The following is a 19,951-nucleotide window of genomic DNA, read 5'->3' as shown; positions in this document are numbered from 1 at the left end:
GGAAGGGCGTAAGATCCCGCCCCGCCAGGTGCGCGCTCACTATATACTATGTCTCTGTCTGCTGCATTCCGTGACCCGTGGGGGCCGTCCGCGTCAGGCCATTCCGCCCCGGATCAGCCCCTCGGCAATCCGCGCATAGGCTTCGGCCATCGGCCCGTCGCCCGCAGCCACCGGTGTCCCACCGTCACCGGCGAGCCGGGTTTCCAGATCAATGGGCAGAACCCCCAGAAGCGGCACGCCGAGCGTTTCCGCCTCAGCGGCGACACCGCCCTGCCCGAATATCTGGTGCTCAGAGCCGCAGTCGGGACAGACAAACATCGACATGTTCTCGATCAGACCCAGAACCGGCGTTTTAAGCGTGGCAAACATATCCAGTGCCTTGCGCGCATCGATCAGTGCCACATCCTGCGGCGTGGAGACGACAATCGCACCTGTGAGTTCGCTTTTAGTACACAGTGTCAGCTGCACATCGCCTGTCCCCGGCGGCAGATCAACGAGCAGCACATCAAGCTCGCCCCACTGCACCTGACCCAGCATCTGCTGCAGCGCACCCATCAGCATCGGACCACGCCAGACCACGGCTTTGCCCTCTTCGAGCATGAAGCCGATCGACATCAGTGTCACGCCATGCGCCTGCAGCGGAATGATCGTTTTACCGTCCGGGCTGGCGGGGCGTTTGCTGACACCCATCATGCGCGGCTGACTGGGGCCATATATATCGGCATCAAGAAGACCAACCCGGCGCCCTGCTTTTGCCAGCGCAACGGCCAGGTTGGACGAGACCGTCGATTTGCCCACGCCGCCCTTGCCGGAGCCTATGGCCAGAATGCGCTGAACGCCGGCCGGGCGCGTCGGTCCCTCCTGCGGTTTAGGGTGACCACCGATTTTCAGGCTCGGGGGCGCCGGTTTCTTCTCCGCAGGTCCGTGCGCGGTCAGCGCAACACTGGCGCGCGTCACGCCCGGCAGTTCTGAGACGAGTTTTTCAGCGGCGTCTCTGAGCGGGCCCATCTGGCGGGCAACCTCGGGTGTCGACGCTTCGATCACGAAACGTACTTCGCCGCCATCGATGCTCAGCGCACGAATCAAATCATGCTCAATCAGGCTCCTGCCGTCCGGCAGCGCCACGCGGCCGAGTGCGGCCTCAATTTCGGCCTTCGTTACAGACATGCTTAGTTTCTCTCCAGATGCGCCTGTTCACATAGCACATGTTTGCGCGAACACCAGATGACGAACAGAAATGCCTAAGTTCATAGCCACAAGCGTAAATTTACCCTAGGTCGCCTATGCAGATGCTGCATGGCAGCATTGAATATGTAACCATTGTGCAGTCGCAGCATAGCCTTAAGTATGGGTCACAGGAACATTGATGCGCTCAAACGGGCACATCACGCAAACCGTAAACTGAAAGGTAAGAACCATGGCATTCATGGATCATACACAGACACATACCGACAGCGTTCTCGAACGCGTCCTTGCAGGCTCTGCATCCTATTTCGCGGGTGCAGCACAGCGACATGCCCGTAACAGAATTTACCGCACAACTCTGGCCGAACTCTCGGCCCTGAGCGATCGCGAAATCGCAGACCTTGGTCTGTCCCGCCCGGATTTCCGCAACATTGCGTGGGAAGCCGCGGTTGCACGAACAATGCGCTGAGGCGCACAGGAACAGGCGACCCACCTCCTCCCGGGTCGTTTGTGGAAGGCGGCGGCATCTATCCTCCTCCCGGATGTCGCCGCATCAGTTCAGTCCCGCAGATCACCGCGGGCGTCCCCGGCCTTTAACCGGCCCCGGACAACGACATTCAGGTTCGCCCATCCTCCTCCCGGGTGGATCTGATGGAAGACAATGGCATCTATCCTCCTCCCGGATGTCATTGTCGTGAACGAAGGAGCCACATAAGGCTCTGCAATGCTGCCGCCGGTCTCTCCTCCCTTCGACCGGGGCACACACAAGAGAAAGCGGTCCCACCTCCTCCCGGGACCGCTTTTTTTGTGCGCAGATGCTGGTGCTGCCAGCTCGTGAAGAGATGCTTCAGTCCGGCCCCGGCGGGCCGGTTCCTGGTCCCTGTGTCGCCTCAAGCATGAGAGAGCCGCGTCCGAGCACGCGCATGAGTCTGACTGCCTGATGCACCGGGATGTTGAGGTCGCGCACCCGGTCAGCCGCCACGATCACCGTGGAGCCCGCCCAGGCCGAAGGCGCGCCGGGCAGAAAAACAACGCATGTGTCGCCGCTGCTCTCAATCCGGAAAGCGATCTGGTCATAGTCATCAAAGCTCACCATGACCGGCGTCATCAGCGCCCCGACGTCTTCGTGCTGTGCAACACCGCCAATGGTCCCTTTGAACACAGCATATCCCGGAATAGCATCGATGAGAAAACCGTCGATCCTCTCCATTTTTGCGGCAAAGGCACCGCGCGTGGCCAGCAAACCTGCCACAAAGCAAACGCCGAGGATCAGAAAAATGGCAATGATATCGACAAGGGCCACGCCGATGACACGTTCTATCGGGATCATCCGGTTCAGAGGTTCCGCAACCAGTTTGCTGAGCTCAAAGATTTTCGCCGCGAGGATTGCGAGCACGGCCAGAGGCGCCAGAAACAGCACACCTCCGATAAGAGTTAGTTTCATGACATCTCTTCCCTCTGGGCCCCGCCGGCAGAGGGCGGTCAGGGCAGTCTATCAAAGGCTGCGCGGCGGAAAAGAGAGATACCGCGGGAAACGAAGAAGCGCTCCCGGTCGAAAGACCTCAGACCGGCACGTCATCTTCCGGGCTCACAAAGCGCGCGACCACTTTTTTGATTCCCGCCTTTTCGAAAGCGATCTCAAGCTTGTCGCCCTCGATCCCTTCAATCCGTCCGTAGCCGAATTTCTGGTGAAAGACCCGCTCGCCCACCGAAAAGCTGGACACGGCACTCATATCGATCACGGTGTCGCGGCTTTCACGGGGCTGGCTGACGGGGCGCTGCTGGCTGCGTTCCTGCAGGCGACGCCAGCCCGGTGAGTTATAGACATTGGCCGATGCCGCCGCCTCATGCAGCGTCGAAGAGGGGGCCGCCGCCCCGTACCCGCCGCCGTAAAGCCCGGGCGGTGTGAGCACATCCACATGATCATCCGGTAACTCGTCGATAAAGCGCGACGGCATCGAATTCTGCCACTGGCCGAAGACCCGCCGGTTCGCCGCAAAGGATATCGTACAAACCTCCTCGGCCCGCGTGATGCCCACATAGGCCAGCCGTCGTTCCTCCTCGAGCCCCTTGATCCCGCTCTCGTCCATAGACCGCTGGGACGGGAAAAGCCCGTCTTCCCAGCCCGGCAGGAAAACCACTGGAAATTCCAGACCCTTGGCCGCGTGCAGCGTCATGATAGAGACCTTTTCACCGGCCTCTTCGCTTTCGTTATCCATAATCAGGCTGACGTGCTCCAGGAAACCCTGAAGGTTTTCAAAGCTTTCCAGAGCCTTGATCAGCTCTTTCAGGTTTTCCAGCCGGCCCGGCGCTTCGGGCGTTTTATCGTTCTGCCAGTGCGCGGTATAGCCGCTCTCATCGAGAATGATCTCCGCCAGTTCAATATGGCTGATGTCCGGGCGCCCGGCCCCGCCATCATCCAGAACCGCCTCGTCTTCCACGGGAACGCGCGCGCGCATCTGTTCGCGCCAGCGGTCAATGCCTGCTATCAGCCGGCCAAGCTCCGCGCCGCCCTTGCCGCCGATGGCTTTGGTTTCAACAATAATCCGCGCGCCCTCAAAGAGGCTGACCCCGTTGTCCCGCGCTGTCCGCTGAATTGTCTGCTGCGCTTTGTCGCCGAGGCCCCGTTTGGGCGTATTAACGATCCGCTCAAAGGCAAGGTCGTCATCCGGGCTGACCACAACGCGGAAATAAGCCATAGCGTCGCGAATCTCCATGCGCTCATAAAAGCGCGGGCCGCCAATGACACGGTAGGGCAGTCCGATGGTCAGAAACCGGTCTTCAAACGCACGCATCTGGTGGCTGGCACGCACGAGAATGGCCATACTGTCGAGCCCCAGAGGGCCCCGGCCGCGCGTCCCGCGTTGTGCGGCCTCAATCTCATCCCCGATCCAGCGCGCTTCCTCCTCGCCGTCCCAGTGGCCGATCAGACGCAGCTTTTCGCCCTCTGTGGCTTCGGTCCATAGCGTCTTGCCCAGTCTGCCTTCATTTCCGGCGATCACCGCTGAAGCGGCAGCGAGGATATGCGGCGTGGAGCGGTAATTCTGTTCCAGACGCACCACATGCGCGCCCGGAAAATCCTTTTCAAACCGCAGGATATTACCTACCTCAGCACCGCGCCAGCCATAGATCGACTGGTCATCATCGCCGACACAGCAGATGTTTTTGTGCCCACCCGCCAGCAGACGCAACCACAGATATTGTGCGACGTTGGTGTCCTGGTATTCGTCCACCAGAATATACGCAAACCAGCGCTGATACTGAGCCAGCACATCAGGGTGGGCCTGAAAGATCGTCACCATGTGCAACAGAAGATCACCGAAATCCGTTGCATTGAGCTCCTGCAGGCGCTGCTGGTACTGTCGGTAAATGCTGACGCCCTTGTGGTTGTAGGCACCCGCGTCCGAGGCCGGCACCTTATCCGGCGTCAGCGCCCGGTTTTTCCAGCCGTCAATGATATTGAGCAGCATGCGCGCCGGCCAGCGTTTGTCGTCAATACCCTCTGCCGATACCAGCTGTTTCAGAAGACGCAGCTGATCATCCGTGTCGAGGATGGTGAAGTTGGACTTCAGCCCCGCCAGCTCTGCATGGCGGCGCAGCAGTTTCACGCAGATCGCGTGGAATGTGCCAAGCCATGGCATGCCTTCTGCCGGCTGTCCGAGCATCTGCCCGACACGGTTTTTCATCTCGCGCGCGGCCTTGTTCGTAAAGGTGACGGCCAGTATCTCATTGGGGCGCGCGCGACCGGTGTTCAGCAGATGCACAATCCGCGCCGTGAGCGCCCGCGTCTTGCCCGTGCCGGCCCCGGCGAGCATAAGCACCGGGCCATCGAGCTGTTCCACCGCCGCCCGCTGCGCCGGGTTCAGCCCGTCGAGATAGGGTTGCGGCCGCGCGGCCATCGCGCGCGCGCTCAGCGAGGCACCTTCAAAGGCGTCTGTTTCGTCAAAACTGCTCATGGACGCGAATGTACCCGCAGACTGCACAGAGTTAAAGAGACGTTCACACTCTGTTCTGCACCATTTCCGCACTGGACAATCCCCTGATTGCCCGGACAAATGTGCCGATGACCCTGCACAGCCAATATCCTGCACTTTCCGATCTGCGCGCCCGGGCCCGGCGGCGGATCCCGCGGTTTGTCTGGGAATATCTCGATTCGGCCACCGGGGCGGAGGCCACAAAGCACCGCAACCGCAGCAGCCTAGACCGCATCGGCATGATACCCTCGATCCTGCACGGGGAGTTCACGCCGGATCTCAGTACCACGCTTCTGGGACAGGCCTTTCCTCTGCCCTTTGGTATGGCGCCTGTGGGCATGTCCGGCCTGATCTGGCCTGATGCGGAGGGTCATCTCGCACGCGGCGCCTCCCGCGCGGAAATCCCCTATACGCTGTCGACAGTGGCCAGCCAGTCACCCGAGGACCTGGCACCGCATCTGGGGCCGCACGCGTGGTTTCAGCTCTATCCGCCCCGTGATGAAGACATTCGCCGCGACATGCTGTCCCGCGCAAAAAAGGCAGGCTTCTCCACGCTGGTGCTCACCGCCGATGTGCCAGTCGCCTCGCGTCGTGAACGCCAGACCCGCTCCGGGCTCACAAGCCCGCCGCGTCTGACGCCACGCCTGATGGCGCAGGTGGCTGCGCGGCCTGCCTGGGCGCTTGGCATGGCACAGCGCGGCATGCCGCATATGCGGATGCTGGATGCCTATGCGAATGCCACGACCAAAGGGCTCTCGCCGACCGCCCATGTCGGATACCTGCTCCGCACCTCGCCCGATCACGACTATGTCCGCTGGCTGCGCGATCACTGGGACGGCAGTCTGATGGTCAAAGGCGTGCTCCGCGCCGAAGACGCCGATGCACTCGAGAAAGCCGGCGTCGACGCGCTCTGGGTGTCCAATCATGCGGGCCGGCAGTTCGACGCAGCTCCCGCGACCATTGATGTCCTGCCGGAGATCCGCGCCGCCACCCGGTTGCCGCTGATCTTCGATTCCGGCGTTGAGGGCGGGCTCGATATCCTGCGCGCGCTGGCCTCCGGGGCAGATTTCGTCATGCTGGGGCGGGCCTTTCACTTCGCGCTGGCAGCTCTGGGGCCCGAGGGCATCGATCATCTGGTCGATATTCTGCGCAAAGACCTTGAAGCCAATATGGGGCAGCTCGGCGCCCGCAGCCTTTCGCAGCTTCCCGCCCCCTTTCGCAAAGACTGAGACACGCGTTGCCACCCCGAACGCGACCGCCACAGGCCCGCCGCAGGCCGCATCCTGTGCCCCCTTTACATTCCCGCGCAGAAATGCGGCACTGCAGCATATGATATATACCTGCATGCCCGATGCTGCCGCCCTGCCGCGGCGCTTTGCCTGAGCAGGTCAACACGACCGGAACTGCGAGACACCCTATGCCCGATTTCAGTAAAATCCTTATCGCCAACCGCGGCGAAATCGCGATCCGCATCATGCGCGCGGCCAACGAAATGGGCAAGAAGACGGTGGCGGTCTATGCAGAAGAGGACAAGCTGGGACTGCACCGGTTCAAGGCCGATGAAGCTTACCGCATTGGAGAGGGTCTGGGTCCGGTCGCGGCCTATCTGAGTATTGATGAGATGATCCGCGTGGCCAAAGCCTCGGGCGCCGATGCGATACACCCAGGCTACGGTCTGCTGTCGGAAAACCCTGATTTCGTGGATGCCTGCGACCAGAACGGGATCGTCTTTATCGGGCCGCGTGCCGGGACCATGCGCGCTCTTGGCGACAAGGCTTCGGCGCGTCGCGTCGCCGTCGAGGCCGGCGTCCCGGTAATCCCCGCCACCGAAGTGCTTGGCGACGACATGAAGGCGATCAAAGCGGAGGCCAGAGAGATCGGCTATCCGCTGATGCTCAAGGCCTCCTGGGGCGGCGGCGGGCGCGGGATGCGCCCGATCGAGGCGGAGAAGGAGCTTGAGGAAAAGGTCCGGGAAGGCCGCCGCGAAGCCGAGGCCGCCTTTGGCAACGGTGAGGGCTATCTCGAGAAGATGATCCTCAAAGCCCGACATGTCGAAGTGCAGATCCTCGGCGACAAACACGGCGGCATGTACCACCTTTATGAACGGGACTGCTCGGTCCAGCGCCGCAACCAGAAGGTCGTGGAACGCGCCCCGGCCCCCTATCTGACCGATGAACAGCGCGCCGAGGTCTGCGAGCTTGGCTATAAAATCTGCAAACATGTGGATTATGAATGCGCCGGCACCGTCGAGTTTCTGATGGATATGGACGACGGTAAATTTTACTTTATCGAGGTGAACCCGCGTGTCCAGGTCGAGCACACCGTGACCGAAGAGGTCACCGGCATCGATATCGTTCAGGCGCAGATCCTGATCGCCGAAGGTAAAACGATCGCTGAAGCAACCGGCAAGCCGACGCAGGATGATGTGCGACTGACCGGTCATGCGCTGCAGACCCGGATCACGACCGAAGACCCTCAGAACAATTTTATTCCCGATTATGGTCGCATTACCGCTTTCCGCGAGGCGACGGGCATGGGCATTCGTCTCGACGGCGGCACGGCTTACTCCGGCGGGGTGATCACACGCTATTATGACAGTCTGCTCGTGAAGGTGACGGCCAAGGCGCAGACCCCTGAGGCCGCGATTGCCCGGATGGACCGTGCGCTGCGCGAATTCCGGATCAGGGGGGTATCGACCAATATCGCGTTTGTCGAGAACCTACTGAAACACCCGACCTTTCTCGACAATACCTATCACACCAAGTTCATCGACCAGACGCCTGAGCTTTTCCAGTTTTCGCGCCGTCGCGACCGGGGCACCAAGGTGCTGACCTATATCGCCGACATCACGGTGAACGGGCATCCGGAAACCAAAAGCCACCCGCGTCCGGCGGCCCACGTAAAAGACCCCCGCCCGCCCGCCGCAAAAGCCGAGCCGATGATGGGCACCCGCAACCTGCTGGAGCAAAAGGGCCCGCAGGGTGTCGCCGACTGGATGAAACAACAGCGCCAGCTGCTGATCACCGACACCACCATGCGTGACGGGCACCAGTCGCTGCTTGCCACCCGGATGCGCAGCCACGATATGATCAAGGTCGCGCCGGCCTATTCCGCGAACCTGCCACAGCTTTTCTCCGTCGAGTGCTGGGGCGGTGCGACTTTCGATGTGGCCTACCGGTTCCTGCAGGAATGCCCCTGGCAGCGCCTGCGCGATCTGCGCGCCCGGATGCCCAATCTGATGACGCAGATGCTGCTGCGCGCCTCCAACGGCGTCGGATACACCAATTACCCCGACAATGTGGTGCAGGAATTCGTGCGGGTCGCCGCCGGCACCGGCGTGGATGTGTTCCGCGTGTTCGACAGCCTCAACTGGGTCGAGAACATGCGCGTCGCAATGGATGCGGTGATCGAAGCCGGCAAAATCTGCGAAGGATCGATCTGTTATACCGGTGACATCAACGACCCCGACCGGGCGAAATACAATCTGAAATACTACGTCGACATGGGCAAAGATCTGCGCGACGCAGGTGCCCATGTGTTGGGTCTTAAAGACATGGCGGGCCTGCTGAAACCCGCTGCCGCCCGCCAGCTCATCCGTGCACTGAAAACCGAAGTGGGTCTGCCCATCCATTTTCACACGCATGACACAGCCGGTGTGGCCTGTGCCACGATCCTTGCCGCCTCCGAGGCGGGTGTGGATGCTGTGGACTGCGCGATGGACGCGCTCTCAGGCAACACGAGCCAGGCGACTCTGGGTTCGGTCGTCGAAGCGCTTCGCCACACGGACCGTGACACAGGGTTGTCGATGCAGGCCGTGCGCGAGATCTCTGATTACTGGGAAGAGGTGCGCGGGCATTATGCGGCCTTTGAAACCGGCATGCAGGCGCCCTCCTCCGAGGTCTATCTGCACGAAATGCCCGGCGGACAGTTCACCAACCTCAAAGCCCAGGCCGCCTCGCTCGGGCTGGAAGACCGCTGGCCCGAGGTGGCGCGCACCTATGCCGACGTGAACCAGATGTTCGGCGATATCGTCAAAGTCACCCCCTCCTCCAAGGTTGTCGGGGACATGGCGCTGATGATGGTGGCCCAGGGTCTGACCCGCTCGGACGTCGAAGACCCGCAGACGGATGTCTCTTTTCCGGACTCTGTGGTCGATATGATGCGCGGCAATCTCGGCCAGCCGCCGGGTGGATTCCCGGACGGGATCGTCGAAAAGGTGCTGAAAGACGAAAAGCCCAATGTCGAGCGCCCCGGCAAGCACCTCAAACCTGCCGATCTTGAAGCGCTGCGCAAAGAAGCCTCCGAAGCAATGGAGGGCAAACCCGTCGATGACGAAGACCTCTCCGGCTATCTGATGTATCCGAAGGTCTTTCTCGATTACATGGGCCGGCACCGCACTTATGGCCCGGTGCGCACACTGCCGACGCGGACCTTCTTTTACGGCATGGAACCGGGCGAGGAGATCACTGCCGAGATCGACCCGGGCAAAACGCTGGAAATCCGTCTGCAGGCCGTGGGCGAGACCAATGAGGATGGTGAGGTCAAAGTCTTCTTTGAACTCAACGGCCAGCCCCGTGTGATCCGTGTGCCGAACCGGCTGGTGAAAGCCACAACCCAGCAGCGCCCCAAGGCCGAAGCCGGCAACGTCAACCATATCGGTGCACCGATGCCCGGTGTTGTGGCCTCTGTTGCTGCTAAAGAAGGCGCGAAGGTAAACGCGGGTGATCTCCTGCTGACCATCGAAGCGATGAAGATGGAGACCGGCATCCATGCCGAACGCGCAGCCGTGGTAAAAGCGGTACATGTGCAGCCTGGCGGCCAGATCGACGCCAAGGACCTGCTGGTCGAACTGGAATAACCACTGCGCCGGTCAGGCACGACCGACCCCGGTCTGTTCAGATTTCACGAAAAAGGGCGCCTGAGCGGCACCCTTTTGCTGTGTCAGAACGGTACGTCCTGGTCATCAGACCAGAGGAATGATGTCCCCTTCTTCCTCATCACCGTAAATCGTCTCATACCCCATGTCTTCCAGAGCTGCGATCGTGAGATCGGAGATCACATTCTCGGAGGCATTGAGTGAAGGCGACAGGATCTCCTTGGGGAACACGTCATGGTCCCAGTGATCCCCGTCCGAATCCATCGGCACGCCCTTGTCTGAATTTGCATCGTCACCGGCAATGGAGGCAAACTCTTCGTTATACGCCTGGATCGCGTTTTCGCCGGTGAACCGCAGGTCGCCGTCGATATTCTCAACCAGATCCTGACCGCCCCATGTGGTACCGAAACCCATCGCATGCATGATCTCGTGAAAGGCCATGTCGCCCAGGACATCGTATTGTTCCATAGTGCCGATATCGGCCTGATCCAGCCGTACGACACCTTCAGAGGTCAGACCGGTATCAACCCGCACCTGAGTGGCGCCACCGCGTGCAAAAACACCGCCCGCCCCGCCCAGATCCTCGACTGTGGCCGTGATGTGCAGATCATCGACACCGTCGGTATCCGACAGATCACCGGTGACGATATCGCTGACCATCTCGGCCCCGTCGATAAACGCCTGCTTCATGCTTTCGGTCCAGCCATCGCCGGCGAAATTGATCGAGATGTTGTATCCGTCCGGCGAGTCGAGGCCCGTGACCCAGTCGGCATTGTCTGTTTTGTAATTTGTCGATCCAGGTGCCGGCTCGGGCTCTGACTCTGGTTCGTCCTCGGGCTCGGGTTCAGGCTCCGGCTCGGGCTGAGGCTCAGGTTCGGGCTGAGGCTGAGGCTCCGGCTCAGGTTCGGGCTCCGGCTGAGGCTCCGGCTCAGGTTCGGGCTGAGGCTCCGGCTCCGGCAAAGGGGCCGGTGCTGGCGCAGGTTCCGGATCTGGCAGCGGAGCAGGTTCCGGCGCCGGTTCGGAAGGGGTTTCCGAAAGGATCGGATCGTCTTCGGCAGGTTCTTCCTCCTGCTGGTTCTTCTTTCCGCGACCACCGCCTTTGCCGGGACCGGTGTTGTCATCGGTGCTGTCCTGCCACTTTTTGCGGCCTGTCACTTTCCAGCCGGAGCGCGCATCGGCAAGATCGGGATCTGTTTCAGGTGTCACTTCATCAGGCAGGGCGTCATCGAAAGGCACAGCCCGGCTTCCGGCATCAGGAGCGGCTTTCCCGCCTGATTTTCCGGCTGCGGGAAACGTGGATTTCGCCTTGCCGAAAAACTCCTGCGCCGCCGCGGGGTCAAACCCTTCCGGGAGCACATCTTTCGCGCGTCCGTTAAAGAGTCCGCTGAAGCCTTTATTCATTTTCATCGCTCGTTCCGCCTGGTTAACGCCCCCTGAATGGAGGTCTTGCTAATTAAGCAGTACGACGAAAATAAGGCGCCCTCGTCCAGAGAGCGCCTTATTTGGCTTAGTTTTCAGGCGGTAATCCGCGTGTTGTCAGGCAGACTTCCGCTTGCGAGCGCGCAGGATGCCAATGATGCCCAGTCCGGACAGAACCAGCGGCAGGCCCGCAGGAACCGGAACGAAGGTTACGGGTGGCTCACAACCGTCGCCATCATCGCACGTCGGATCGCCCTGATACCATGCATTGATATGCGAGTAATCGTTTCCGGTCGGCGACTCGTTATTGCCGGTTGCAAACATGCCCGAAAGCGCTTTCGCAAGGTCCAGTTCGAAAAGGGCGTAACCGTTGCCCTGTTTGACAGTGATAGCAAGCGCTTCATAGCCAAACGGATTTTCGATTTCCCAGTTGCTGCCGGTTATGGTCAGGATCAGATTTCCGTCGGAGAACTTTCCGTCGTCATCGCCTGCGCCGGAACCTGTTTCCGCGCCACCCTGCCACGTCGGATAAACAGTTCCACCACCGGTGCTGTTTCCGGTCTCACATATTGACGGCGACAGGATCATGCCGTCCTGTGTCAGTCCGATGTATTTGTTTCCGCAAAGGTCGCCCGGACCAACAGAAGCGGCATCTGCTGCTGACGTGTTAAAGGAGAGCGCAAGAACGGCAGCTCCCATCAATCCAATAAGTTTATTCATAAGTTTCACTCCATTCACCCTGGCTGCGAAGTCAGCCAACTCGTTTTTGTCGAACACCGAACGGATCCCCCACCCGCGGTTACACCCTTATACCATGGTTTTTCCGGCCGATCACAAAAATGACAAGCGAACAGCCCGAAAATGCCATATTTCCGCTTTGGACACACGCGTTGCGGGAACGTCCCGATTTCAACCTTCCAGTTCCTGCCCAATAGACGCGCTGGGAAACGATTGGTTTCATTTCGTGAACAATAAATCCGTCAACGATCCGGTGATTCGAGCCGCAAAAGCCCCTTTTATGAAGGCGATCGGTAACTTTTGAGGTGTGGATTGGTTAATTTTACCGGGCACGTTTACGCTCAACGCCTCCCACTATCCCGGGTCAGATTTCCTACGTTATGCAGAGGGCAATCCGCGCGCATTTCGCCGGTGGCGGCCACCTCATCCGGGATCTTCGGTAGCCTGTCGATCGGAGCCGGAATCTCCCTGCCTCACAAACATCCCCCAAAGGCAGGGCCCGCCCGGCCCCTGCGTACACTCTGCGGCGTCCGGAACACGAAGACTTTGATCCGGGGCGCACGATGCGGCGTGCACCCAAGACCTGCGCGCGACTTTTTGCGTGGAATGCCGTTTTTTCTCTTGCAGTGACCCGGCAGCGCGGTTATCTCACGCCTCACCCAAGGATGCGGGCGTAGCTCAGGGGTAGAGCATAACCTTGCCAAGGTTAGGGTCGGGCGTTCGAATCGCCTCGCCCGCTCCAATGGGAACAGTCACTTACGTGACACAGACTACACCTCATGAATCACAATATCCAGGACGGAATCACAGTGGCTTGGACGTGTAGCTATTCCAGTTGTGATGGGAACGTGTTCCGACCCTTGGGCAAGGTGCTCAAAGCAGAGCTTTGGCATTGATGCTCTCCCCCTGAGCTACGCCCGCACATTGCTCAACGAACAAATTTCTGCCGGAAAACCTGACCCTCACCACTATATAATGTGACACGAAAGCAGACATTCATTTTAGGTGAGTTCAAAGACCGCTCCGCGGACCTTTCCGACCTTCGGCCTAATTGTTCCACCAGCCGCTTCCGGCCCCACAGCTGCCATTCGCAAAGTGCGCAGCGAGCGACCGGAGCCAGCCCCAAAGCAGACATTGTGTTTCTGCACCTCCGGCGGTTTGCGGACATTCGCTGCAGTCGCAAAAGCCTTACATCCACAAAGCGAAGCGGACGTTCAAATTATCATTTGGGTCCCAAAACTTTTTCAAGGCTCACCTGTATAGGTCTGGGATTAAACAGCGGTGTCAGTCCAGCACCATTATCTGTTCCTCGGAAAGAAATTCAGCGGCAACCAATTCCTTCTTGGAAGATTCTGCGTCTTGCGAAAAGAATAGAATTCTTAGGTTGTCCTCCGCCCTTGAGAAACAAACGTAGGCCAAATTCTCGCTCTTTTCCCGTTGTCCATCAGATGGTTCCCCTGCCGTTTCCGGCGTCAGTGTTTTTCGGAAGCTGTATTGGTTCCAAGCTGCTTCTACGTCATCAAAAACGACCAGCACGTCATTGTATTCCTCACCCTTTACTCCGTGCTGGGTACTCAGAGGCGTGTTGTCAGTCACGAAGTTCACGTAATTGGCCATCTCCGATGTGCCCATCGTGAAGAATACGTCAGCCAACCAGTCGCCCTTTTCAAGGACATGGTCCGGGTTGTCGTCGTCAAACTCTTCTGTTCGGCACTCCCGTTCCAAGTGGTCCACAACACGCTCTGAGAAATCTAGGAGAATATTTTCATGACAATAGAGAAGCAGGTCGCGAGCCGTGCATTTCTCCCACATTTCTGACAACACGTCTGCATGAGCCAAAACTTGAGCCAGGATGGTTTTGAACGGTTGATCTGCACTTGGCCCCTGAGGATGGAACTTCGGCGAGACTTTTCTAAAGACGTCTATTAGGTCCTTCTTCTTTTCCTCTCGATGGGCTTGGACCAGCGGGAGCAAGAACTCAATGAACGGCTTGAGCAAAGCATGGGATCCTGCTTCGTACTCTTCTTGTGCCTTGGACGATGCGAAGGGCCCCGTGAACAACCTGTGCAGGTCGCTGAAGCCCTGTCGGCGAGCAATCATTTGTCTCACCAAAAAGAGGCGCTTTACACCGTTTCGGTCAGACCAACCCCACTTTTCAAGGGCGTCATCAAACTTGGCCGATACTCGGGCAAGTTCTTCATCGGAATACCTGCCTCGCCCACCGGTCGGGTTTGGTGCTTGGACGATAGTCATTTCTACACTGCCAACTCTGTCGGAATTGTCGCCGGCAGCAACTTGCTGGACATCTTTTCGAAAAGCATTGAGCAAAGTTAACACGCTGGTTGAACACCGAAAATTCTCGGTCTTGGTAATGTTTATAGCCCCTACGGGACCGGAGAATGATCCGGCTCTCTTGTCGTAGATTTGCTGCATCGGATCGCCGAAATAGCCAACAATGGGAAGACCTTCGTCTGCACAGATTGCGTTCAACGCTTCGACAACGTTGTCAAAAGTGTCCTGAGCTTCGTCCACAAAAATGTAAGGGAATTTGAAGCCGAGCGCTTTCCTCAGGACCGGTTTGGTTAGGATGAGGTGCGCCGATATGTCGATCATATCATCATGATTGATGATGCCCTCGACATAATTGCTTGCCGCAGCTTCCGTGTACCGAAATTCAGGTACTTCATCGATTACCTCTAAGGCGGCGGCGAGCCGGTCAACTTTGGCCTTTGCTCGACGGGCTGTCTTGGTGTGCTTTCCGGTGTTTTTTTCTTGTGCTTTGTCCAAGTGGTCGGGAATGATTTTGGACTCTAGAGCCTCTCGAATATCGTTTTGAAATCTAGAAATCTCGCCCCAAAGAAAGCCGTGTAACGTCGATATTAGGAACAAGTCATCAAACTTCAGACGCGATGAGATAACGTCTACGGCCCTGTTGGTATAGGTTATGCAAACTATTCTCTGCCCGGCTTGTCGCAGTTCTTTCCCCCGCTGCTCACGAACTTGCTTTAGAGCTTCAACTAGCGACGTAGTCTTGCCTGAACCAGCGCCAGCAACGACCGCAAACGACCGGGAAGTTTCCAAGCATTCGGAAATCAGCTTGTCAGCCTGAGTTGGTATCAAATGTGAGGTCATTCTGCTGCTTCTGGGTTCGGAACTGGTGGATTGAGTTTTTCTTGGAGCCAAACTAGGCCATCCGAGATGTAGGTAGGAGTTGCCCACTCATCATCGTTAGACAACAGGTCGAGTGCGAATTCTGTCTTTTTGAACGACCTACTGCCAATGCGTTTGAATACCGCCTCAATGAGGTCGTTGTGGTCTTCGGGAAGCTCGACGCCGATGTTTAGGTTGCCATCCGAGAAATGTACCAAGTTTTCGTAAACAAATGTTTCTTCGAGCGTACGCCCGTGAAATTCTCGATTTATTCCCTGCCATTCGTTGATCTCGGATTTTTGGAACGCCACATACCTGTTCCCATTTGACTGTACATGGTTAGGGTTAGGAAGCGCGTTAAGCGCTGCAATAGAGTCATTAGGGAAAAATGCCTTCAATGAAGCGTTCGACGTTACCGCACCAGCATGATCCGACCGACATGCCTTTCGATTGTTCGCGGGGTCAACTGCATCAATATCGGTTATCACCAAATACGGGATGTGCAAAAATTCAAGCAGACCCGCGAAACGAAGAGCATATGCCCCGCCTACTTCGAGAGTTGTAAGGTAATTGGAATCCAGCTTTGTAGCAGATTTCTTAACCATCTTGGGCAGCAGCAGCTTTTCGACCGTTCCTTCGACTAAAATGGCGGCGTCGGCGAAAAACAAGTCGCAGTGAGTAAGCTTAAGATATTTTTGCAGGAAATTGATGGCCACGCTCGGGTCTACGTCGTTGCCTTCGTCATCAATTTCTTCTGGCTTGAAATCCCCAAGGTTGTGGATCGTGGTTAGATCCAGTTTTGTTGGTTCTCCAGCAGGCGCGTCCTCATCACAACAACGTCGAAAATACCGAACCTTTGAGAAATCGACCGTATCCAGAATATGCGACGAATGAGTTGTTATAGCCAACTGAGGTGGGCTAATCCCCTCTGGTGACGCGGCCTCAAGCAAGGCCCACATGTTCTTAATGAAAGTTTGCTGCACTTGGACGTGCAAGTGAACCTCTGGTTCCTCCACAAAAATCACGTGGCAAAGCGGGCGGTTTTCTTCTGTGGCAAGCCACTGTCGATGGTTGTGATCAATCTGCACAGCCATGAAAACCAAGTTTTTGAAACCAAGGCCGTTGTATGCCTCTGGCAGAGCGTGTTTGCTGTCAGGGTCACTGTAATAAAGCTCTGTGTTCCCTTTAAGGGCATCTTGCGGGCTCAGGGATGAAATCACCCTTAATTCACGGTCATTTACCTGCGGAACTCCCAAGCCCTGAATGGTCCCCATCAAGGATTTAAAGTGTTTTTCGTAGTGTTGTGAAAGCTCTTCATTGTTATTGTCAATTATGCCAATTGCTTCTTCACTTGCCTCAGCCTGATCCAAGTTATCCTTGTAGTAGGCGGCAAACGCCTCGGAGAGCTTGTTACTTCTTGTCGCGTTTTCATCGTCGATGTTTCTCTGAGCATCGACGAAGTCAACTCGAAGAAATCGTTTCAGTATTCGCTTTCCTTCGGAAGGATCGACGAGTGTCACCACTTGTTCTCCTTCTTGGGTTTCAAGGGAAAAGTAGGTGATTTGGAAATGCTGTTTCAGCTTGTTTTCCAAACCGAGGAAATGGCTCAGGCTTCTCCCTCTGGAACCATCTTCTTTTTGGGGAAACGCCGCGTCATAGTCACTTAGCAGGTCTTCTCTTGATTTGAGTTCCAGTGAGCAACGAATGCCAATCTCCGTGAAGTCCAGCGAAACACCCGTGGAGAGAGATATGATTTGACCGAAACTAATATGGTCTGGATCGACCGAGAACCAAAGATCTAGTTGAATTGAAGGTATGGTCTCGATCTCTTCGCCAACCCCTAGCCTATCAAGCCGACTAATTTCAGAAGCTGAAAAATCGTGTATTTTGAACTCACGTCTTCCCAAGAACGAACGGACAGCCGCGGTGGCAGATGTCTTTCCGCTGTTGTTCGGGCCAACAAATACAGTTTCGTCTGCCTCAAAGCTTACTTCGACATTCTTTAGTCGCCGAAAGTTCTTAACACCAATTCGTCCTAATCTCATAAAACAATCCACACTTGGATGCCTGACGGCAATCAATCTGGCCAGACGTTATCACCTGAGAAGCACAACTGGAAGCTGAGGGTGTGGGCAGATTTTCTAGATCGCTTTGGCTCAGTACGAAAGTCCGTTTTCGGGAAGCTGGTCAACATGGCTGAATCTTGGCAGTACGTCGGGAAAGGGCCGATCTCGAAACTTTGCAAAGTCTGCTTCCTGCGCATTGCTGCCATTCATGACAAGCGCAGCGAAGGTCCGCAGTCCGCCCTTAGTGCCAAATTCGCAAGTGCACAATGCGACCGCTTCGGGCTCGAACCCATCGCTTGCCGCAAGCTGTAAAAATGGCTGCAATTAGTGGCCAACTCGCATCATTGGCATAGGTACTGACCAACTAGGCGAGATGGCCATCAAAATGGCCTTTTAGAGGCTGGGAGGGCGCTTGACAGCCAGGACGCCCATCGTCGCCCCAGTGACGAAGAATACTCTGCTTGAGTATGTGATAAATGCTGATTTTCGATGTGTTCACAGGGAAGAAAGGTGATTTCCAAACAATTTTCTCAATAAAATAATTTGAAATCAACCCATTAACCTCTGTGACCCTAACCTTGTGAAGGTTGAGTTCAACGAAATGGAACCTCTCACAGCACGCAGTCCAACACATATGGCCCACTGGGGGGGGTACGGGGGGGCAGTATGTATTCATTACGGCCCCAAATATTCTCGGAGAAATTCCGGCAAACGGGTGAAGAACGGCATTGCTGACACACTGTCGTTGACATGGCCTGAGATACGCATGACATTTCGAAGCATTAAATTTCTATCCAGTCGAGAAAATAATGGCGCTGACGGATCAAGAAATCACCTAAACAAATGATTAAATTATATTATTAATAAATGTGTGGCCAGTTGATGGCCTATTCTGCCAAGGGTTTACTCATGGACGATGATGATGATTGGCTTTTTGACGCGGCAGGTGCCATCCGAGAGGATTTGAATTACTCTGACAGGCTGGATGTGCACAGATGGACCGACCACAAAGAAGCAATTCCATTCATCAACAATATTTACGATCGGTATTTCGCTGGCGGTTATCGAAACGTTACGATGAAGAATCTCAAAGTAGTCGTTCTTGATTTATTCGTTAAGTGGAAGTCCGACCCTAACCTCAAAACTTCGTATTCAAGAAACTCGAATGACTACCAAGTTGGGTCCATTTACAATGAGTTGCATATATCCCGAAAAACGATTGATGTTGTGGACAAGCTTTCTGAAGTTGGTTTGGTCAAAACACACATGGGGTTCAAAGACCGCCGAACGGGTGTTGGCCGGATATCTCGAATGTGGCCAACCCGGGACCTAATCAAAATGTTCGAAGAAGCTGCTTTTTCGCCCTTTGACATTGGTTCGTCACCCGAGAGAGTACCCATTGTACTACGCAATGACGAAGGCGAAGATATAGCTTTCGAAATTAATCCAGAACTCTAAGCGTCCGCCGAACTATTAAAAAAATACAACGCAATCCTGCACAGAACACATATATCCTTGCCATACATTGACGGAACGGGCATTAAAGTTAACCCTGCCGAAGGCGATGGCAAAGGGTACATCCTTGTAAGCCAAGCCGACAAATATACTCACCGGGTTTTCAATAATGGGTCTTTTGAATTAGGCGGAAGATTTTACGGGGGCTGGTGGCAGAGATGTCCTAGCAGGATGAGAGATGACATCCTCATCGATAATCACGTCACGGTGGAGATTGATTATTCAAGCCTACATCCGACAATTCTCTATACATACGTCGGCATCAACTATTGGAAAGACGTTGGGCGAGACCCTTATTCAATTGGCAGGCTGAGCTTTGAGGACGATGAAGGAGAAACCAGAAGGCTTGCCAAGGCTGTTCTGCTGATCCTCTTCAACATCGATGATGATGCTAAGTTGCCTGCCGCCTTCAGACGGAACGCGAAAGCCGGATCACGAGAAAAGAAGCTCACTGATCAACAAATAAACGAGATTACCGATAAGCTTCGAGAGATCCATTCGCCAATCTCTGAATTCTTTTGCTCTGGCATCGGCCTTACGCTCCAATACGAAGATTCAAAAGTGACAGAAAAAATTGTGGCGTTTTTTGTTGATCAAGGTTGGCCGGTCTTGCTCGTTCATGACAGTTACATTGTGCCCGACGGGTTGCACGAAGAACTGGAACTGGTAATGGAGCGATCCTTTAAAGAAATCTTTGGCGAAGAATTTCATTCGCAAGCCAAGTATTCAGGCTACACATACGAAAACGTTATGGACGAATTGAACGCACGGTATTCTCATGCCGATGCTCGCCAATCGCCCGAGGAACAGCAAGAAGATTTGACCCTCTACCGAACAGTAGCACCAGAACGTTCGAAAGAATTTCTTCAGGAATGGCACCTCTTTGAGACTTGGCGCAACTCTCTATAAACAAACAGGATAAGAACGGAATACACGTCCACCAAATACACATCAACATAAACACAAACCAATATTACAAAAAAAAATTAAACAGTGAGGAATAGGGATATACATTACTAATACGATTT

The 19,951-nt window shown here is 56.0% G+C and carries 12 protein-coding genes and 1 tRNA gene; 6 read left to right on the top strand and 7 right to left on the bottom strand.

From position 1 onward, the window contains the following. Positions 1–93 precede the first annotated feature (93 nt). Positions 94–1,167, bottom strand: coding sequence for an Mrp/NBP35 family ATP-binding protein (locus G3256_RS06195; RefSeq protein WP_169639985.1), 1,074 nt, complete (start codon positions 1,165–1,167; stop codon positions 94–96). A 250-nt stretch (positions 1,168–1,417) separates the two neighbouring features. Here G3256_RS06195 and G3256_RS06190 point away from each other — a divergent pair, with 250 nt between their 5' ends. Beyond that, positions 1,418–1,654 carry a DUF1127 domain-containing protein gene (locus G3256_RS06190; RefSeq protein WP_246227819.1) on the top strand — a complete coding sequence of 79 codons (237 nt, stop codon included), beginning with the start codon at positions 1,418–1,420 and terminating at the stop codon, positions 1,652–1,654. A 378-nt stretch (positions 1,655–2,032) separates the two neighbouring features. Here G3256_RS06190 and G3256_RS06185 read toward each other — a convergent pair whose 3' ends face one another. Both G3256_RS06185 and G3256_RS06180 read right to left on the bottom strand, forming a co-directional pair. Next, on the bottom strand, positions 2,033–2,629 hold the full coding sequence (locus G3256_RS06185) for a hypothetical protein (protein ID WP_169639984.1): 597 nt from the start codon (positions 2,627–2,629) through the stop codon (positions 2,033–2,035). Between the two features lie 118 nt (positions 2,630–2,747). Beyond that, a complete protein-coding gene (locus G3256_RS06180; RefSeq protein WP_169639983.1) occupies positions 2,748–5,141 on the bottom strand; it encodes an ATP-dependent helicase in 2,394 nt (797 codons plus the stop codon). A gap of 107 nt (positions 5,142–5,248) precedes the next feature. Here G3256_RS06180 and G3256_RS06175 point away from each other — a divergent pair, with 107 nt between their 5' ends. Together G3256_RS06175 and G3256_RS06170 are read left to right on the top strand one after the other, a co-directional pair. Next, positions 5,249–6,388, top strand: a complete 1,140-nt coding sequence (locus G3256_RS06175) for an alpha-hydroxy acid oxidase (protein ID WP_169639982.1) — start codon at positions 5,249–5,251, stop codon at positions 6,386–6,388. A gap of 188 nt (positions 6,389–6,576) precedes the next feature. After that, entirely contained in the window at positions 6,577–10,017 is a 3,441-nt protein-coding gene (locus G3256_RS06170) for a pyruvate carboxylase (protein ID WP_169639981.1), read from the top strand. 105 nt (positions 10,018–10,122) lie between these two features. On the opposite strand, the gene G3256_RS06165 is transcribed toward G3256_RS06170, so the two are convergent. Together G3256_RS06165 and G3256_RS06160 are read right to left on the bottom strand one after the other, a co-directional pair. Continuing rightward, a complete protein-coding gene (locus G3256_RS06165) occupies positions 10,123–11,442 on the bottom strand; it encodes a leishmanolysin-related zinc metalloendopeptidase (protein ID WP_169639980.1) in 1,320 nt (439 codons plus the stop codon). A gap of 129 nt (positions 11,443–11,571) precedes the next feature. Then, positions 11,572–12,231 carry a VPLPA-CTERM sorting domain-containing protein gene (locus G3256_RS06160; protein WP_169639979.1) on the bottom strand — a complete coding sequence of 220 codons (660 nt, stop codon included), beginning with the start codon at positions 12,229–12,231 and terminating at the stop codon, positions 11,572–11,574. 628 nt (positions 12,232–12,859) lie between these two features. On the opposite strand from G3256_RS06160, the gene G3256_RS06155 reads away from it, so the two are divergent. Beyond that, a tRNA-Gly gene (locus G3256_RS06155) sits at positions 12,860–12,934 on the top strand. 542 nt (positions 12,935–13,476) lie between these two features. Here the strand turns inward: G3256_RS06155 and G3256_RS06150 are convergent. Both G3256_RS06150 and G3256_RS06145 read right to left on the bottom strand, forming a co-directional pair. After that, entirely contained in the window at positions 13,477–15,324 is a 1,848-nt protein-coding gene (locus G3256_RS06150; RefSeq protein WP_169639978.1) for a UvrD-helicase domain-containing protein, read from the bottom strand. Then, positions 15,321–17,387 (bottom strand): ATP-dependent nuclease, encoded by a 2,067-nt coding sequence (locus tag G3256_RS06145; RefSeq protein WP_169639977.1) that lies wholly within the window; start codon positions 17,385–17,387, stop codon positions 15,321–15,323. Before G3256_RS06145 ends, G3256_RS06150 begins: the two co-directional genes overlap by 4 nt. Before the next feature lie 930 nt (positions 17,388–18,317). On the opposite strand from G3256_RS06145, the gene G3256_RS06140 reads away from it, so the two are divergent. Both G3256_RS06140 and G3256_RS06135 read left to right on the top strand, forming a co-directional pair. Further along, positions 18,318–18,866 carry a hypothetical protein gene (locus G3256_RS06140; protein ID WP_169639976.1) on the top strand — a complete coding sequence of 183 codons (549 nt, stop codon included), beginning with the start codon at positions 18,318–18,320 and terminating at the stop codon, positions 18,864–18,866. A gap of 57 nt (positions 18,867–18,923) precedes the next feature. Then, on the top strand, positions 18,924–19,832 hold the full coding sequence (locus tag G3256_RS06135; protein ID WP_169639975.1) for a hypothetical protein: 909 nt from the start codon (positions 18,924–18,926) through the stop codon (positions 19,830–19,832). Positions 19,833–19,951 lie beyond the last annotated feature (119 nt).

The organism is Roseobacter ponti (assembly GCF_012932215.1).
Lineage (GTDB): Bacteria > Pseudomonadota > Alphaproteobacteria > Rhodobacterales > Rhodobacteraceae > Roseobacter > Roseobacter ponti.
Note: the sequence above shows the minus strand (reverse complement) of the source record. Positions and strands in the feature narration are given on the sequence as shown.

Coding starts and splice junctions, on each gene's coding strand:
- G3256_RS06195 (WP_169639985.1), bottom strand. CDS start 1,167: ATGTCTGTAACGAAGGCCGAAATTGAGGCCGCACTCGGCCGCGTGGCG.
- G3256_RS06190 (WP_246227819.1), top strand. CDS start 1,418: ATGGCATTCATGGATCATACACAGACACATACCGACAGCGTTCTCGAA.
- G3256_RS06185 (WP_169639984.1), bottom strand. CDS start 2,629: ATGAAACTAACTCTTATCGGAGGTGTGCTGTTTCTGGCGCCTCTGGCC.
- G3256_RS06180 (WP_169639983.1), bottom strand. CDS start 5,141: ATGAGCAGTTTTGACGAAACAGACGCCTTTGAAGGTGCCTCGCTGAGC.
- G3256_RS06175 (WP_169639982.1), top strand. CDS start 5,249: ATGACCCTGCACAGCCAATATCCTGCACTTTCCGATCTGCGCGCCCGG.
- G3256_RS06170 (WP_169639981.1), top strand. CDS start 6,577: ATGCCCGATTTCAGTAAAATCCTTATCGCCAACCGCGGCGAAATCGCG.
- G3256_RS06165 (WP_169639980.1), bottom strand. CDS start 11,442: ATGAAAATGAATAAAGGCTTCAGCGGACTCTTTAACGGACGCGCGAAA.
- G3256_RS06150 (WP_169639978.1), bottom strand. CDS start 15,324: ATGACCTCACATTTGATACCAACTCAGGCTGACAAGCTGATTTCCGAA.
- G3256_RS06145 (WP_169639977.1), bottom strand. CDS start 17,387: ATGAGATTAGGACGAATTGGTGTTAAGAACTTTCGGCGACTAAAGAAT.
- G3256_RS06140 (WP_169639976.1), top strand. CDS start 18,318: ATGGACGATGATGATGATTGGCTTTTTGACGCGGCAGGTGCCATCCGA.